The 16,332-nt window shown below is 41.9% G+C and carries 18 protein-coding genes; 8 read left to right on the top strand and 10 right to left on the bottom strand.

Going from position 1 to position 16,332, the window contains the following annotated elements; all coding sequences use genetic code 11:
• Positions 1-503: 503 nt before the first annotated feature.
• Both psaK (NOS7524_RS20965) and psaK (NOS7524_RS20960) read right to left on the bottom strand, forming a co-directional pair.
• Positions 504-782 carry a photosystem I reaction center subunit PsaK gene (gene psaK / locus NOS7524_RS20965; RefSeq protein WP_015140485.1) on the bottom strand — a complete coding sequence of 93 codons (279 nt, stop codon included), beginning with the start codon at positions 780-782 and terminating at the stop codon, positions 504-506.
• A gap of 244 nt (positions 783-1,026) precedes the next feature.
• Positions 1,027-1,281, bottom strand: a complete 255-nt coding sequence (gene psaK / locus NOS7524_RS20960; RefSeq protein ID WP_015140484.1) for a photosystem I reaction center subunit PsaK — start codon at positions 1,279-1,281, stop codon at positions 1,027-1,029.
• A 448-nt stretch (positions 1,282-1,729) separates the two neighbouring features.
• Between psaK (NOS7524_RS20960) and NOS7524_RS20955 the strand changes: the two genes are divergently transcribed.
• Entirely contained in the window at positions 1,730-2,371 is a 642-nt protein-coding gene (locus tag NOS7524_RS20955; protein ID WP_015140483.1) for a Uma2 family endonuclease, read from the top strand.
• A 260-nt stretch (positions 2,372-2,631) separates the two neighbouring features.
• Here NOS7524_RS20955 and NOS7524_RS20950 read toward each other — a convergent pair whose 3' ends face one another.
• Together NOS7524_RS20950 and NOS7524_RS20945 are read right to left on the bottom strand one after the other, a co-directional pair.
• Positions 2,632-2,970 carry a type II toxin-antitoxin system PemK/MazF family toxin gene (locus NOS7524_RS20950; protein ID WP_015140482.1) on the bottom strand — a complete coding sequence of 113 codons (339 nt, stop codon included), beginning with the start codon at positions 2,968-2,970 and terminating at the stop codon, positions 2,632-2,634.
• Positions 2,957-3,181 (bottom strand): ribbon-helix-helix domain-containing protein, encoded by a 225-nt coding sequence (locus NOS7524_RS20945; protein ID WP_041555405.1) that lies wholly within the window; start codon positions 3,179-3,181, stop codon positions 2,957-2,959. The genes NOS7524_RS20950 and NOS7524_RS20945 overlap by 14 nt, the downstream gene beginning before the upstream one ends.
• 101 nt (positions 3,182-3,282) lie before the next feature.
• On the opposite strand from NOS7524_RS20945, the gene NOS7524_RS20940 reads away from it, so the two are divergent.
• Positions 3,283-3,915, top strand: coding sequence for a phosphoribosylanthranilate isomerase (locus tag NOS7524_RS20940; RefSeq protein ID WP_015140480.1), 633 nt, complete (start codon positions 3,283-3,285; stop codon positions 3,913-3,915).
• A 100-nt stretch (positions 3,916-4,015) separates the two neighbouring features.
• On the opposite strand, the gene folE is transcribed toward NOS7524_RS20940, so the two are convergent.
• The 5 genes from folE to NOS7524_RS20915 form a co-directional block, all read right to left on the bottom strand.
• Complete coding sequence (gene folE / locus NOS7524_RS20935; RefSeq protein ID WP_015140479.1) at positions 4,016-4,723, bottom strand: GTP cyclohydrolase I FolE; 708 nt, start codon at positions 4,721-4,723, stop codon at positions 4,016-4,018.
• A 107-nt stretch (positions 4,724-4,830) separates the two neighbouring features.
• Entirely contained in the window at positions 4,831-5,556 is a 726-nt protein-coding gene (locus NOS7524_RS20930) for an SDR family oxidoreductase (RefSeq protein ID WP_015140478.1), read from the bottom strand.
• 372 nt (positions 5,557-5,928) lie between these two features.
• On the bottom strand, positions 5,929-6,909 hold the full coding sequence (locus NOS7524_RS20925; protein ID WP_015140477.1) for an acetyl-CoA carboxylase carboxyltransferase subunit alpha: 981 nt from the start codon (positions 6,907-6,909) through the stop codon (positions 5,929-5,931).
• Between the two features lie 126 nt (positions 6,910-7,035).
• The gene (locus tag NOS7524_RS20920; protein ID WP_015140476.1) at positions 7,036-8,055 is read right to left on the bottom strand and encodes a long-chain acyl-[acyl-carrier-protein] reductase; all 1,020 of its coding nucleotides are present in this window, start codon (positions 8,053-8,055) and stop codon (positions 7,036-7,038) included.
• A 137-nt stretch (positions 8,056-8,192) separates the two neighbouring features.
• Positions 8,193-8,888: an aldehyde oxygenase (deformylating) gene (locus NOS7524_RS20915; protein ID WP_015140475.1), complete on the bottom strand. Its 696-nt coding sequence runs from the start codon at positions 8,886-8,888 to the stop codon at positions 8,193-8,195.
• Positions 8,889-9,192: 304 nt separating this feature from the next.
• Between NOS7524_RS20915 and NOS7524_RS20910 the strand changes: the two genes are divergently transcribed.
• The 3 genes from NOS7524_RS20910 to NOS7524_RS20900 all read left to right on the top strand — a co-directional run bounded on the left by NOS7524_RS20910 (position 9,193) and on the right by NOS7524_RS20900 (position 13,205).
• On the top strand, positions 9,193-10,020 hold the full coding sequence (locus tag NOS7524_RS20910; RefSeq protein ID WP_015140474.1) for a carbohydrate ABC transporter permease: 828 nt from the start codon (positions 9,193-9,195) through the stop codon (positions 10,018-10,020).
• A gap of 304 nt (positions 10,021-10,324) precedes the next feature.
• Complete coding sequence (locus NOS7524_RS20905) at positions 10,325-10,633, top strand: hypothetical protein (protein WP_015140473.1); 309 nt, start codon at positions 10,325-10,327, stop codon at positions 10,631-10,633.
• A 265-nt stretch (positions 10,634-10,898) separates the two neighbouring features.
• Complete coding sequence (locus tag NOS7524_RS20900; RefSeq protein ID WP_015140472.1) at positions 10,899-13,205, top strand: filamentous hemagglutinin N-terminal domain-containing protein; 2,307 nt, start codon at positions 10,899-10,901, stop codon at positions 13,203-13,205.
• Between the two features lie 47 nt (positions 13,206-13,252).
• Here the strand turns inward: NOS7524_RS20900 and NOS7524_RS20895 are convergent, their stop codons facing one another.
• The gene (locus tag NOS7524_RS20895) at positions 13,253-14,284 is read right to left on the bottom strand and encodes a hypothetical protein (RefSeq protein ID WP_015140471.1); all 1,032 of its coding nucleotides are present in this window, start codon (positions 14,282-14,284) and stop codon (positions 13,253-13,255) included.
• A gap of 189 nt (positions 14,285-14,473) precedes the next feature.
• On the opposite strand from NOS7524_RS20895, the gene NOS7524_RS30795 reads away from it, so the two are divergent.
• The 3 genes from NOS7524_RS30795 to NOS7524_RS20875 all read left to right on the top strand — a co-directional run bounded on the left by NOS7524_RS30795 (position 14,474) and on the right by NOS7524_RS20875 (position 16,331).
• Positions 14,474-14,860 carry a hypothetical protein gene (locus NOS7524_RS30795; protein ID WP_015140470.1) on the top strand — a complete coding sequence of 129 codons (387 nt, stop codon included), beginning with the start codon at positions 14,474-14,476 and terminating at the stop codon, positions 14,858-14,860.
• Positions 14,847-15,128, top strand: coding sequence for a type II toxin-antitoxin system RelE family toxin (locus tag NOS7524_RS20880; RefSeq protein WP_015140469.1), 282 nt, complete (start codon positions 14,847-14,849; stop codon positions 15,126-15,128). The genes NOS7524_RS30795 and NOS7524_RS20880 overlap by 14 nt, the downstream gene beginning before the upstream one ends.
• A 72-nt stretch (positions 15,129-15,200) precedes the next feature.
• Positions 15,201-16,331, top strand: coding sequence for a serine/threonine-protein kinase (locus NOS7524_RS20875; RefSeq protein WP_015140468.1), 1,131 nt, complete (start codon positions 15,201-15,203; stop codon positions 16,329-16,331).
• The last annotated feature ends 1 nt before the right edge of the window (position 16,332 follow it).

The following is a 16,332-nucleotide window of genomic DNA, read 5'->3' as shown; positions in this document are numbered from 1 at the left end:
ATACATTATGATTTTCCTACCTTGCCTTAATTTGTTAATAGAGTTTGACTAAAAACCACAAGCTTTTTAGGTTTGTGGTATCTTTTTTGTCTGTAGTCAGGACTTTAGTCCTCTAGGAATTACCGACTCGCAAGAATAATCAAGGCTTTGCGATTATTAGACATCTCCAAAAAAGAATGTAGAGACGTTCCATGGAACGTCTCTACAAGGTTTCTGGAATCTGGAGATGTCTATTAGGGAAGCGTTCCGAAAATATGTTAAGCTGTCCCATATTTAACTTGCATATCATGGACGGGTAAGATACCCCTTTAAAAGAATATAACCGCATTTGAATATGCAAACTAAATGTTTTTCAGCTTATACCTTCTCAATTTTTGTCCTTTTTTCTCCTTGAGAGGCTACCCGAACAAAATCAGGACTAAAGTCCTTACTACAAACTTTAAATAATGTGTGAGTTGCTGAAAGGGTGTTTTAAAAGTGGTTGGCTGTGATTTTAGATACTGTTAAATCACACCGAGATTAGTCAAGCCCAAAATAGCAGCAACACCAATGATGTGACCAAAACTCATAGCTGCCAAGAAAGTGCCAACACTGGGATTATTAAATAATGATGGGAAAGGTAAAGGCATTTTCGGGCCAACATGGGGTTTCTCAATTGACCAGCCAGCAATTAGCAAAACTAATAAGCAACTGCCAATAATAATTGGTGTTCCTGTCCAGTTCCAAGTAGTACCAGTGTTGGGAACAGTAACTTGGACTGCAAATAATATTGATGAAAACATAGTTCTTTCTCCCGCATGAACAAAAGGTTTTAGCTGTCAGTTAACAGCCACGTCCATACTCCGCTTACAGAAGTTGCAGAACCTCTCTCAAAAGAAAGGTTTAGGTATACCTCATCAGTAAAGAAATGACACAAAAGCCCTCTGTGCTGACATCCCAATGCCCATAGCTGGAGAAAGAATAGGATAGTCGTGAAGTTTCAGATTCAGCAATACGTAGAAAATAACGCCTTACTGATATCTTAATTTACAAGCGACCAATGTTAGTTAGCCCTAAGACAATACCAATACCGATCACATGACCAAGAGCCATTGCACCGACAAAGGCAGGCAAACTTACAGGTAGTCCAGGTAATTTAGGCCCTACTTGGGGCTTTTGAATATTGAGAGTTAGTAAAAGAGCTACTACACTGCTGGCACTGATAATAATTCCTACAGTAGGACTCCATTCAGGAGTTGCCGGTACAGATGCAGCTGCTGCTAATAAGGTAGATGTAATCAAGCTTTTTTCTCCTAAATATCAAGGATATAAGGTCAGAGTAAATCTAGACCTAGAAAATTATAGAGTTATACCAATTCAAAATTCAAAATACATTTTTGTAAAGCTTTATGATGGGCTTACGCTCAAAGCTAAGTAGTGGCGTGTCAAGCCTTAAATGTTGCATTAAAACTCTCTTGTGGGATGGGCTTCTAGCTCGTCCAGTGCGGGCAAGATGCCCACACCACAAGAACTTTTGCACTACTTTGAGCTTGCCATGCCAGTAGGGTGCGTCAGTATGAATATTTATTAGCATAGTTAGGTTTTGTCACACTGACGCACTCTACATTTTGGATATTTTTGGCTCTGGAAGTCTTTTATCCACCACAATCAGATGAGAAACCCTTATCTCAGGCTTTATGATTGATTTTAAGAGCGCACCTGAAGCCAATATTCTTGGGAGAAATCAACTATGGTGGCCATAACACAACCAGCAGAGACGAGAAGTTTACTTCACAACATCAGCTGGCAGACATTTAAAACTATGTTGATTGAGATGGGGACAGAGCGCAGCTACCGACTGGCTTATGAAAATGGAACAGTAGAAATTATGACCCCTCTCATGCCACACGAAAACTCAAACCGTCTAATCGAGGTATTTATTGGGGTACTGTGCGAAGAATTTGGTTTAGAAATTAAACGTTCTGGCTCTTTAACTTTAACGCGAGATGATTTAGAACGGGGAGCCGAGCCAGATAGTAGCTATTACATCCAAAATGAGGGGTTAGTCAGAAAAAAAGAAAATATTGACCTAGCCACCGATCCACCGCCTGATTTGGTGCTAGAGATTGAATATTCTCGCCCTGCGATAGATAAGCTGAAGCTGTATGCAGCGATGGGAGTACCTGAGTTTTGGCGTTATAACGGCAGTACATTAAGAGTTTATACGCTTGTAGGCGGGAAATATTCGGAAGTCCAAATTAGTCCGACTTTTGCATCTGTACCAGTGAAAGAGATTCCCCAGTTTGTTTTAGCAGCTAAACAGGATGGCGAAGTTTCTACTACTCGTGCTTTTCGTGCTTGGGTGAGAGAGACAATTGCTACAGTGCAGTAAGTAGCTAGACAAAACCAAAATATAACAGGTGATAGGTGACAGGTTACAGGTTACAGGTTACAGGGGACAGGTTACAGGGGACAGGTGACAGGTTACAGGTTACAGGTTACAGGTGATAGGTTACAGGTTTAAAAGCCTCTGATGGTAATGGTTTTATGATTTCCTGATGTCCTAATCTCATTGGCTACAGCTATATTTATAATTTCTATGGGTGTTAAGATTTGCACCTGAAACTAATATCCCAGACAGTTAAAAGGCATTCACTCCAACTTTAAATGTAGTTTAAGAGCAGCATTTACTAATTGCATCAACTCTTCACTTAAACTATTTACTACCTCTGACACAATCCTTTGCTTAGAAATTGTTCGCACCTGCTGCGCTTGTACTTTGGACGCTAATGGTAAACCACTATCCTCTGGATTAAGTAAAACCTCAAACGGGTAAACACGGCTGACATTGGATGTAAGCGGTAATATTGTTACTGTAGTAGCTGCACGATTATTGGCATCATTGCTGACTATCAGGACTGGGCGGCGTTTATCCATTTCTGAGCCTACAGCCGGACTAAGATTTGCATAACAAATATCACCACGCTTCATCGGTTAATCCGTCTGTAATCGTGACATCCCAATCATGATCAACTTCGGCAGATGCCTCTCGGTAAGCCTCTTCTAGTTCCTGTTGGCGCAACAATTGCAATGCCATTTCAATGACTTGAGAGCGGGATTTACAGTCATGGGCGACTTTGTAACCTTCAATAAATTGCACCAGAGACGCTGGTAAGGAAATCGATAGTTTTTCAACTTGCATAGTCTTACCAAAAGTAGTAAGAATCTTCTCACTCAATGGTAGTTTATACAGTGTTAATGTGCATTAAGTAGCTAAACATAATCGAAATAGCTCTAATTTTTATGCGTGTTAAGATTTGCGGCATCACTCAACCACAACAGTCACAAGCGATCGCTTCTTTAGGTGCAACAGCGTTAGGATTTATTTGTGTGCCTGCTTCGCCTCGTTACGTTACCCCTGCACAAATTGGGGCAGCGATCGCACCACTTCCAGTAAATATTGATACAATTGGTGTTTTTGCCAATACCAGTATTCAAAAAATTAGTCAAACTGTACATGAATCTGGATTAACTGGTGTGCAGTTACACGGCGACGAAACACCAGAATTTTGTCACCAGTTACGTCAAGCTCTACCGCAAGTAGAAATCATTAAAGCTCTCAGAGTCCGCAATGTAGAGCATCTGGAGCAAGCAATTATTTTCACTCAATATATTAATACTTTATTACTAGATGCCTATCATCCGCAGCAGTTGGGTGGCACAGGTCAAACTTTAGATTGGCAGATGTTACAGCAATTTCGCCCCAGTTGCCCTTGGTTGCTAGCAGGGGGACTAACGCCAGATAATATTTTGACAGCCTTGAGTCAGCTAAATCCCGACGGCATAGATTTATCTAGTGGCGTAGAAATCAAACCCGGTGATAAAGATTTAAATAAGGTTGCGTTACTGTTTGAGAGATTAAAGATTGGGGGTTAGGGACTGGGGATTGGGGACTGGGGACTGGGGGACTGGGGACTGGGGATTGGGGACTGGGGACTGGGGTAAAATATCTCCCCTGCTCCCCTACTCCCCATACCTAAAAGAATGCTGCTTGATGACGAATCAAGTTAAAGAATTCTTCGCGGGTTTTGTGTTCTTCTTGGAAAACACCAACCATTGCACTGGTAACAGTCCAAGAACCGGGTTTCTGTACACCCCGCATTACCATGCACATATGGCTGGCTTCCATAACTACCGCGACTCCTTGGGGTTCCAAGATGGTTTGAATCGCTTCGGCAATTTGGCGGGTGAGCCTTTCTTGGACTTGTAAGCGACGAGAATACATCTCAACAATACGGGCTAGTTTACTTAGTCCCACAACCTTTTGGTTGGGAATGTAAGCAACGTGCGCTCTACCCATAAAAGGCAACATATGGTGTTCACAGAGGCTAAAGAAGTTAATATCTCGGACTAATACCATCTCGTTATGCCCTTCATCAAAAACAGCACCGTTGATGAGTTCTTCTAAAGATTGGTTGTAGCCACTGGTGAGGAACCGCATTGCTTCTGCAACACGCTTTGGTGTCTTTAATAGACCTTCCCGTTCTGGATCTTCTCCCACACCTAATAATATTGCTCTCACGGCATCCATCATTGGCTCCATCTGTTCCTCGGAAGGCGGATGCAAATCGGGTTGCTTTCCATCGTGGGTATTGCGGTCGGGTCTGGTGTTGATGGCTTCTGCTAAATCGGGAATCAAAGGAGACTGAAAGCGATTGGAACCGTTAGAACTAGCAATAGTCATGATGTCAATACTTGGTTATGGTTTAATCGTGAGTCATTAGTCATTAGTCACTGGTCATTGGTCATTTGCAAGGAATAACAAACAAATGATCAACAACAAAAGACTATTTAGAGCGCACCGGCACTGGGCATGAGTATCAATTCGTCAATTACTGCCTGTGGTGGTAATAAAGCAGTATGGAGAATTGACTGCGCCACAATTTCTGGGGTGAGCATTTGGGAACGGTCAAAGTCAGCATGAACGGTTTCTGTGTCCCATAGTCCGGTGTTGACAGAACCAGGACAAATGGTAGTGACGCGAATACCGTGGGTGCGTTCTTCTTGTGCCAAAGTCTGAGCAAGAGCTAGTAAACCAGCTTTACTCACACAATAGGCTCCCCAGTTAGGAAAGGCTTGTTTGGCTGCAATGGAGGCGACATTGATGATTGTGCCTGCACCTCTAGCCAGCATTCCGGGCAGAATTCCTTGGATGCACTGGAATACGCTAGTCAGATTTAAATTGATGACTTGCTGCCAGTCTTCTAGGGTAGTTTCACGGAGAATTCCTGTATAACCTATACCCGCATTATTTACGAGGATATCTATATCTCCAAAATCCGAGGCGATCGCTTGCATTTTTGCTTCTACTTGCGATACATCGGCTAGGTCTACGGCATATACTTTTGCTGCTACTCCAGTATTTTTCGTTGCTTGTGCTACTGTCTCTAACTTATCTAGAGAACGGCTCACTAAAGCAACATCTATTCCGGCTTTGGCAAAGGCTAAGGCCGTTGCTTTTCCAATTCCACTACTCGCCCCAGTAATCAGAGCGCGTCGTTTCTGCTCCAAACTCATCCTTTCTCCCAATTTTTTGGCAGTTTTGCAAGCCTTGACCACCCCATTATGAAAATTTTGGGGATTAATTTAGATTAAACAAATCTTAAATTAATCTTAAATTCCTATGATTTGCATTGAAAAATGCTATGATTCTTTGTTATTATTAGCGTTCTCTTCAATAGCTATTTATACAGGATAACAAATGCTGTCCTGAGAACTCAAACCATTTCATCAAAGCCGATTAATCAATGCTGCTAGGTACACTCATCTATTGGAGTGGATTTGCTCTAGACACGAATGCCTATGGCTGAAAAGATTGTTAAAAATCTTTAAGAACCATAGGCAATTATAGCACTGCTTGTATACTAATCAGTCAAATTCCAGCCCTGATTAATGGGCAACTTCCGTAAAAACGCCAATTTTACGGAATTTTTCATAACGCAATTGCCGCCGTTCTTGTGATGTTAAACGATTGAGTGCATCTAAATTATCTAACAATGCTTGTTTGAGGGTGGTAGCGGCTGTGAGAGGTTCGGTATGAGCGCCACCAATGGGTTCAGGTAGAATCTGGTCAATGATGCCCAGGTTTTTCAAGTCATGGGAGACAATTTTGAGGGCTACGGCGGCTTGGGGCGCTTTGCTTGCGTCTTTCCACAAAATCGCGGCGCAGGCTTCGGGGGTAGCTACGGTGTAGACGGCGTGTTCAAACATGAGCAGGCGATCGCCCACACCAATACCCAAAGCACCACCAGAACCACCTTCACCGATGACTGTACAGATAATGGGTACATCCAGAGAGAACATTTCCCGCAGGTTATAGGCGATCGCTTCTCCTGCGCCTTGGCGTTCTGCTACCACCGTGGGCAAAGCCCCTGGTGTATCAATAAACGTCAAAATTGGCATACTAAATTTATTGGCGTGTTCCATGAGGCGCATCGCTTTGCGATAGCCGCCAGGGGTAGCCATGCCGAAATTACGGGCGATATTATCTTTAGTATCGCGCCCTTTTTGATGACCCAACATCACCACTGGTTGCCCACCCAAACGCGCCACACCACCAATTAAAGCTGGATCATCACTACCAGAGCGATCGCCATGCAACTCCATCCATTCATCACTAATAGCCTGAATGTAATCTAAGGTACTGGGGCGACGGGGATGGCGAGCAACTTGCAGGCGTTGAGCCGGAGACAGGGTACTAAAAATCTCCTCCCGCAGTTGCATAGCGCGTGCTTCTAGCTTGCGAATTTCGCCAGATACATCGACACCATTTTCTTCTGCCAGTTGCCGAATTTGGTCAATCCGGTTAGCCAGTTCTGCTAAAGGCTTTTCAAAATCCAACAGTAGTGGTTTACGCTCAGTTGTAGCCATAGTTAGGGATTGGGTATTGGGGATTGGGGATTGGGTACTGGGTATTGGGGATTAGGGATTGGGGATTGGGTACTGGGAATTATAATTTCCTCTACTTCCCTATTCCCTATTTCTTATTTCCCAGCATTAAACCAACAGTGGTCTAAACCCGTGTTTTACCGATGCTCGACCAATCTGCTCCATTTTGTCTACGGTAATCTGATTGCGCCCCCAAGAAAAGTTCGTGTATAACTTCTCAAATTCCAGGAGCATTGATTCAGCAAAACAAGCAAATAACTGGCGTGCTGGCACTTCCATATTGACAATTTTCATAATTTTCCAGTCAATATCTAAAGAATGCTCAACGATACCGCCATTGAGGACATAAACATCGGGATGCTGTACTTTAGTGGCTAAATTTTTCGGATAGCCACCATCAATCAACAGACAGGGTTTCTTTAAAGTTGTAGGATCAATTTCCACACCTTTGGGCATACTAGCAACCCAAACTACAATATCAGCTTGGGGTAGTGCTTCATCCAAAGCCATGATTTTTCCCCGTCCCAGTTCTGTTTGCAATTCCTGGAGACGCTCTTGGTTACGGGCAATCAGCAAGAGTTCTTTGACATTGGTTCTCGCATCTAGCCAACGAGTTACGGCACTGCCAATATCACCAGTAGCCCCACATATAGCTACTGTGGCTTGGGAAAGGTCAATTCCTATTTGTTGTGATGCCGCTTCTACCTGCCGACAGATAATGTAGGCTGTATGAGTATTACCTGTGGTGAAGCGTTCAAACTCTAGTTTAATGTTACGGACTTGGCTAAACTGATCCAAGTTAAAGTTTTCAAAAATGATGGAGGAGAAGCCACCCAAAGCTGTAATATCGATACCATGCTTTTGAGCATGAGCCATAGCGTTGAGAATTTTGCGCGTTGCGGCTTTAATCCGGCGATTTGCCAACATTTCGGGTAAGAAGCAAGATTCTACATACTTGCCTTCTATGATCTCTCCAGTAATACTGGTAACTTTAATGTGATCAACTATTTGCGGTGGGGCGCTACACCAAAAATCTAGCCCTTGATCGGCATATTCTGGGTATCCTAATTCTTTAGCTACCGCTTGAGCGTGTTCTAAACTCGTCAAATGTCCAATTAGACCAAACATGTGGTGATATATTAGGCGTGTGCTTTGCTAAAAGCGTGAATTTTGTGGGTAAGAGACAATACCTAATTCTTAAAAATACTATACAAAGCGTAAGATGTGTCAGGGGCAACATAGCCAGTTACCCCTACAAGCAAAGTTTAGGCTGCTGTAAGTCCGTAGGCTGACAAGCGCATGATATCTCTGGTAGTGAAGCCGATATTGCTTAGGGCTTCTCCGTACTGAATCATAAAATCTTCTACTAGGGCTTCTTTTTCCATAGCCAGAATTGCGGCATCTGCTTCTACTTGGTTCAACATTCTCCAAACTATGGGCAGGTTTTGGCGATTGGCTGCTTCTAATTCTGCTTTTGATTCAGCAAAGTGTTCTTTGAGCCAAACTTCACCAAAGTTGAGATGACTATATTCATCTTTGACGACTCCCTCGGTAATTTTGCGAGCAAAATCATCGGCTACGGGGATATAGATGTTGTATGCTGCGATCGCGAAACATTCGATGATTAAAGACTGAATTAACAAACAAGTAACAACTTTACCTTCAGCTGCTGCCGTTTGAAAATTGCTATGCAACTCAGCAAAAAATTCTTTGGCAAATTGCATATCTGGTGATACTTCCAGATTCCGTCCACAAGCTTCAAACCCTTTTTTGTGGCGATTTTCCATTTTAGACAGACGAATTAGTTCATCTTTGTGTTCCGGTAGCATTTCAGCTAGCTGAATGTAATTATCATAGGCTTCTTGTTCGCCTTCAATTACGATCGCATTAATCCGGCTATAGGCATCTTTATATTTTTCGCTCTTGAAATCAATTTCTAAATCGCCCGCAATCTGCTGCATGGTATGTTTACTCCTGTAAACTGAATCATTTGATACAGAAATTTCATTTACCCCATGTATTTAGGGTAATACTCACTGTTGTTTAATTTTACTTAACAAGTCACTATGTTATAGATTAGCTTTTGCTGGGCGTGATAGCTCTAACAATTTAATCCACTCAATAGGTCGTGTCTCAAATTCCCCTACTTTGACGCAACAAATGGCTGAAAATGGGTATGGGGGATTAGACGTTGGGCATTGGGTAATCGTTTTTCTACCTTGTCTCCCTTGTTTCCCCTACACTCCTACTTTAGTTATTTAACTCATGCCTAAAACAAACTGGAGTCTGAAATCTACTGATTTTTTGAGTCTAGGAGGACTAATCATTGGGGCAGTGATTGTACTGTCACCACTGTTTGTGGTCTTTCTCACGTCCTTTGCACCTCCAGGAGCCAATTTAGAACTTTTGCCCAAAGATAATTGGTCTTTAGCTAATTACCGCGATGCCTGGCAAAGAGGTAAGTTTTTATTAGCATTTGCTAATTCTACCTTGGTGGCGATCGCTGTGACGGCGTTTCAGATTGTGACTTCGGCTTTGGCGGGTTATGCGTTGGCGAGGTTAAAATTTCGCGGTAGACAAGCCCTATTGTTGGTAGTCTTAGCCACTCTGGTCATTCCCTTTCAGTTATTGGTAATTCCCATCTTTTTAGTGTTGAAGTGGGGACATCTCATCAACACCTATGGGGCATTGATTTTACCAACCGCCGTTAACGGTTTTGGCATTTTTCTCTTACGTCAATATTTCCAGACAATTCCCGTCGAGTTGGAAGAAGCTGCAACCATCGATGGTGCGAACAGATTACAAGTTCTATGGCGAGTGATGTTACCTTTAGCGCGTCCAGCCTTGGTGACACTGTTTTTATTTACATTCATCGCCGAATGGAACGATTTATTTAAACCCTTAGTGTTTACAACCCGACCAGAATTAAGAACAGTACAACTAGCATTAGCTGAATTTCAGGAGCAGTTTACCAATAACTGGCCTTTGATGATGGCAGCAGTGACGATTGCTACTGTACCCGTGATGGTGCTGTTTCTCATCGGTCAGCGTCAGTTTATCCGAGGTATTGCTACCACTGGTATTAAGAATTAGGGGTAAATTTTTCCTTTTTTCCCTTTCCCCTTCACCCTTGACTGAACCAGTATATATGTACTGTATTACTGAAAACTTATGCTAAGAGTATTAAGTTTTTTTAAGTATTGCGTAATTTTTACTAAGGCGACTGATGAAAATAATGAGGAAGATGTTGCAGGAGGTTGAAAAGCGTTTTGCATTCTAATACTTCCCTAGTCTTTCTCTTGACAAAGACGAATTTACTGATAAAACTTCTGTGAAATTAGTAAATAGTCCAAAGCAAAATCTGATACCTCTATTAAATCAAAACACAGTCAACATTATGGATAACCAAACATTACAACCAGTAGTATTGGATTCTCAAACCCTGGAAGCATTACAAGATGAAATTATGCAAGAGATGCGTTTGAGTCTGAGTAACTCCAAATTAAAAGAAATATTCAAGAGATACAACATTTCTGGAGAAGAAGTGATTAAAATTCAATGCAGTATCGACCCCACTAAAATTGAATCAAATGATCCAAATTCTGTAGATACAATTACACAAAAATCAATAGGTACACTAAGCTTTAATACTTGCACTTGCTGGTCAGAAGAAAAAGATGATTTTGTTAATTGCCCCTGTCATTAATTCTGAATATTAAGTAGTTATCTGTGGTGAAGATGCAGCATTTCTGTACTTCATCATTTTTATATTGTCTAGAAAAATTAAATAGATAAATTTTTATATTTGCTTTTTGTCCTATTTCCCCTCAACTGAACAGTATTGTGAAATACTTTGCTGCCGAAAAGCTTCAATAACAGCCCTTATCAGTCATACTTAAGGATGTTGATATTGGTGCAATATCACTACTATTCAGCAATTAGTAGGATGTAACAGGGGTGTAATATCCGGTATGAGTATTTTCTGGCTATGGGTTAAAGGACTAGGAGTGGCAATAGGTTGTGCAATCAGTTGCTCTGTCAACTCTGCTGTTGCTGAAATTACCCAGGATGCTACTTTGCCTGAAAATTCAAGAGTTACAAAGCAGGGAAATATCATAACTATTGAAGGTGGAACCTTATCTGAAAATAGACGTATTCTATTCCACAGTTTTCAAGATTTTTCCGTTTTAGAAAAGTATACGGCTGAGTTTAAAAATACTGCGGGTGTTGAGAACATTATTAGTCGAGTCACAGGTTCTGCCATTTCTCATATTGATGGTACCCTCAAAGCTGAAGGCACAGCTAACCTGTTTTTGATTAATCCCAACGGTATTATTTTTGGCCCCAATGCAGCATTAGAAATCAATGGTTCTTTCTTAGCGAGTACGGCAAATAGTTTAAGTTCTGCTGATGGCAGCAAGTTTAGTGCCACAGAACCCCACAATACAGACCTACTGAAAATGAGTGTTCCCAATGGTTTACAATTTGGAACCAAGGCAAATCCTATTTATAATCAATCTCAATTACAAAATGGGATTGGGCTACAAGTACCCACAGGTAAAACCTTGGCACTCGTCGGTGGTGACATAACCCTGGAGGGTGGAAGCTTAAGAGCGCAGTCAGGAAGAATTGAGCTAGGCAGTGTTGCAGCTAATAGTTTAGTCAGTCTCAAACCAACTCCCAATAACCAAGGTTGGAGTTTGGGATATGAAAATGTGCAGAATTTTCAGAATATTCAACTGAAAACCCGACTCACTCCTGATGGGAGAATTTTCCCTTCTCAGGTAGATGCTAGTGGCATTGGTGGTGGTGGTATTCATGTGCAAGGTAACATCGTAGAACTCAATGGTGAGGATGTACGGGTGAGAAGTCTGACTAGAGGTATAGAAAACGGCCAAGACATAACGATTAATACGAGAAAATTAATTGTTCGGGACGGCGCACAAATAGCTACATCCACCATCAGTAGAGGAGCGTCGGGAAATATTATCATAGATGCCTTTGAATCAGTGGAGCTAATTGGTAGCGATAACTTGCCAGATACAATTACTGGATTGATTGGTATAAACGCCGGTCAAGGTAAAGCTAGTGACATTACAATCAGCACAGGAAAGTTGCGTATCCTCAACGGGGCAAGAGTAACAGCAGAGTCCAGTGCAACGATACGGAATTCAGAAATCATCGCATCTCAAGGACAAGGCGGAAATATAACTGTCAACGCTAGGGAGTTAGTGGAAATAGCTGGTAATTTGAAATTAGGTACTCCTAGTTCTTTGCTGGCTAAAACTATAAATGCTCAAAATGCCGGCACAGTTAACATCACCACAGGCAAATTAATCGTCCGAGATAGAGGAGAAATCAGTGTGAGTGTGGGAGCATTCATTAATTTAGTTAACTCAGGAACACCAGGACAGCTAAATATAAACGCTAATTATATTTTGCTAGAAAACCAAGGACAACTTACATCTGAGACGCTTTCAGGACAGGGTGGGGATATAAACTTACAGGTGCAGGACTTATTACTGATGCGCCGTGACAGTGTGATATCAACTAATGCAGGTACACCACAGACTCCTGGCGATGGGGGTAACATCACTATCAATGCGCCTAATGGCTTCATCGTTGCTAATCCTTTAGAAAATAGCGATATTACTGCTAATGCTTTCGCTGACACGGCTGGTAAAGTCATAATCAATGCCAAGAGCATTTTTGGATTTGTACCACGTACTCGCGCAGATTTGGTGAAGTTGTTAGGAACTGAAAATCCAGAGGAACTAAACCCTAGCAGGTTGCCAACCAACGACATTACAGCCTTTTCTCAACAAAATCCTTCTTTAAGTGGTACTGTACAAATCAACACACCTGATGTTGACCCTAGTAAAAGTTTAGTAGAACTGCCCACAAATCCTGTTGATGCTTCTAGACAAATTGCTTCTAGCTGTAATTATAGTAGAAATACTGAAATAAGCTCACTTGTTGTTACTGGTCGTGGAGGAATTACACCCAGCCCTACAGATACATTAATGGATGATGCAGTGCTAGCAGATTGGATTAAATTACCAGTAGATAGAAAAAATCTGATAAGTAATATTCAGCCATATATAGAAGAAAATACAAAAACACGTCAATCAGGCGATCGCTCTAGCCAAATTGTCGAAGCTCAAGGCTGGATAGTAGATGGCAATGGTAACGTAGTTCTAGTTGCCCAAGCATCCACACTACCCCATAGTCAAGGGCTGAAGCCTGCCGCTTGTGGAGTATTAGGGAGTAGGAATTAAATCTCTTCTGCCCCAGTCCCCAGTCCCCAGTCCCCAATCCCCAATCCCTAACTTGTCTCCTGAATTTGCAAGCGAACGATGTGTTCCGTAGTACCACTGAGCTTGACTTCCATAACTTCGCCACCTAGGGGTTCGATAGAACTAAGGAGCGATCGCAAATTGGGTGTACTAGCACCGGTATCTACATACAGTCTGTCGGCTAAATTGGCGATGCGTTTCCAAGTCATGTACAACTTGGCAATGGTTTGTTCGATTTGGGATGCTTGATTTACCAAGTCAGCCGCAACACTCAAACAGCCGACTCGTTGGGCTTCTTCTAAGGCTGTTTCAATATCTACATCTTCTTCTATCAAAGCTTGGACTTGGGCAGCCGATTTCAAATATTTAGCTAGCTGTCGCGCTTCTGTGGTTACTTGCTTGACAGTATCCACATCGGGATTAGCAGCAATTTCCTTTTGAATAAATTTTTGATGAGGTTCTGGTAGCTTTTCCATTTCCTTCACCAAAGGGGCAATGTAGCGGGGGGGAAGGGAATTTTCGGCGGCTTTGAGTTTTACTGGTTCTGGTAATAAATCCGAAGACATCGCCGTCCATTCGTCTGTCAGCTGACGGACTTCGCGCCTCGTGATGCGATCGCCTTTACTCGCTGCCTCACTTACCATTTGTTGCACTTCTGGGGAGGCTTTGGAAGTTTCGATAAAAGCACGTTTACTAAAATTATTGACTGCACTTGGCTCTAGCTTGCCTTCTTCTAGAAGGGTATCAGCACTGTTAGCCAGTTGAATCCAAGCATAGGCTTGACTTTTACTGATTTCCCGTTGCTTGAGCCAGTTGAGAAAACCAGTACCGCGTCCATCACCGCCTTTTTTTTCTCTGTCGCGGATTGCCCTCAAGATTCGCCCCCGCCAGATTTCAGTTTGTAAATCAAAGCGATCGCATATCTGCCAAGCTATATCCAACTGCTGTTGGAAATCTGACTCTGGAATCTGTTCATCTTCTGGATCTGGCAGTTCAAAAGTGAGATCCGCAGGCTGTTGCAAAGCAGCAGCGAGGTCATTGATATTATCCGTTGATTGCACAGTTGGTAACTTATTACTCTAAGCAGTCGGATCATTATTACACAATCTGGGGACATCAGCTCTAGTCATTAGTTGTTAGCCTCAATTTAATTTGGATGCTGCAACAACACAATAGCGATCGCCCTTTTATTCGCTGCCTAGCCACAATGCTAGAATCACCGTAGAACAGACGCTTCCATATAAGGCAGCATGGAAAAAATTGAATTGCAACTCGACCAGAAAACCCTGGAAAAAGCGATCGCTTTGGCAAAGTCGCACCATTGTGATTTGTCGGAATTGATTACCTACGCGATTGATCAACTAACAGCGACAGAACAAGAAAAAGACCATTTACTCGGATTATTTGCTGATGATCCTGACTCAGTAAATGAGATGCTAGAAGAAGTCATGAAATATCGGGCAGCAGACAGGTTAATTATCTCTCCAGAGAATTACCAAAAATTAGTAAATCGATTGCATGAATTGGAGGATATGCTTTTAGGGCAAGCAGCTGAAACTGCTTTGAGCCAATCAAAAATGGTTGGTACAGAGAATTTTACATCTGCACTGGAGCGTTTAGCTAATGGCGAGGCTTGATGGTTTAGCAACTGTTCTGGATTTTTTGAATGGTTTGCAGCCAAAAATAGCGGCACAGATTGCTAAAAAAGTCTTGGCTTTGAATATTGATCCTTTACCTGCTGATAGTGAGCAGTTATTAGGGTATCAAGGTTATTACCGAGTGGATAGTGGCGAATATCGGATTGTTTATCGGTTTTTTCCTGAAGAAGATTTAGTAGAAGTAATTTTGGTTGGCAAACGCAATGATGACGACGTGTACAAAAGATTAAAGCGTTTGTTGGGATAACGAACTTAACCACTCTTAACTAGCACAAGGCAAAATAAAGACAGTCAGAGCGATGTGAACGCCATCCCACAAATGAGTTATTGCCTTAATCCCCGTTGTTCCAAGCCAGAAAATCCTCAAGATGTCAAGTTTTGCTTGAGTTGTGGTACTAAGTTACTACTCAAGGAACGCTACCGTGCCATTAAACCCATCGGACAAGGTGGTTTTGGCAGAACTTTCTTAGCAGTGGATGAAGATAAACCTTCTAAACCGCCCTGTGTCATTAAGCAATTTTACCCCCAAGCCCAAGGCACGAACACTGTGCAGAAAGCAGTGGAATTATTTAACCAAGAAGCCATACAATTAGATGGTTTAGGTCAACATCCCCAAATTCCCGATCTGTTGGCGTATTTTACCTACGACGATCGCCAGTATTTAGTACAAGAATTTATTGATGGCGCAAACTTAGCAGAAGAATTAGCACATAAAGGTGCTTTTAATGAAACACAGATTCAGCAATTACTCAAAGATTTATTGCCAGTATTGCAATTTTGTCATGAGAGACAAGTAATTCATCGGGATATTAAACCAGAAAATATTATCTTGCGTCGCAGTGATCAGAAATTATTTTTAGTAGATTTTGGTGCTTCTAAATCTGCAACGCAAACTGCTTTAAATCAAACTGGTACCAGTATTGGTACACCTGAATATGTTGCTCCAGAACAAATCAGAGGGAGAGCGACTTTTGCTAGTGATATTTATAGTTTGGGAGCGACTTGTATTAAGTTATTAACTGGGCGATCGCCTTTCGATTCCTATGATGTTAATAACGATACTTGGGTTTGGCAGCAATATTTAACAACACCAATCAGCAATAATTTAACTAGCATTCTCAACAAAATGCTAAAAAGCATTCCTGTGAGACGCTATCAGACAGCAGAGGAAGTTTTGCAAGATGTCAATCAAATATCTTCAACAGCATCGACACCAACAAAAACTATTAATCCAGCGCCACCTACCTTGCCCCCAACACTGGTATCAAAATCACAAAGTCAAATTGATTTGGAACTAGAAGAACTAAAAACTCAATTTTTACCTGGAGGTAAACCCAAACCCCAAAATATTCAGCCACAAACCGCAACCAATGCCCCTGCTAATCAAAGCGCACTTGATCGGGAATTAGAGGAATTAAAGGCTAAATATATTGGTAATGATAACGAATAAA

The organism is Nostoc sp. PCC 7524 (genome assembly GCF_000316645.1).
In the GTDB taxonomy this organism is placed as follows: Bacteria; Cyanobacteriota; Cyanobacteriia; order Cyanobacteriales; family Nostocaceae; genus Trichormus.
The sequence above is the reverse complement of the archived record's forward strand: the minus strand, read 5'-3'. Positions and strand labels throughout refer to the sequence as shown.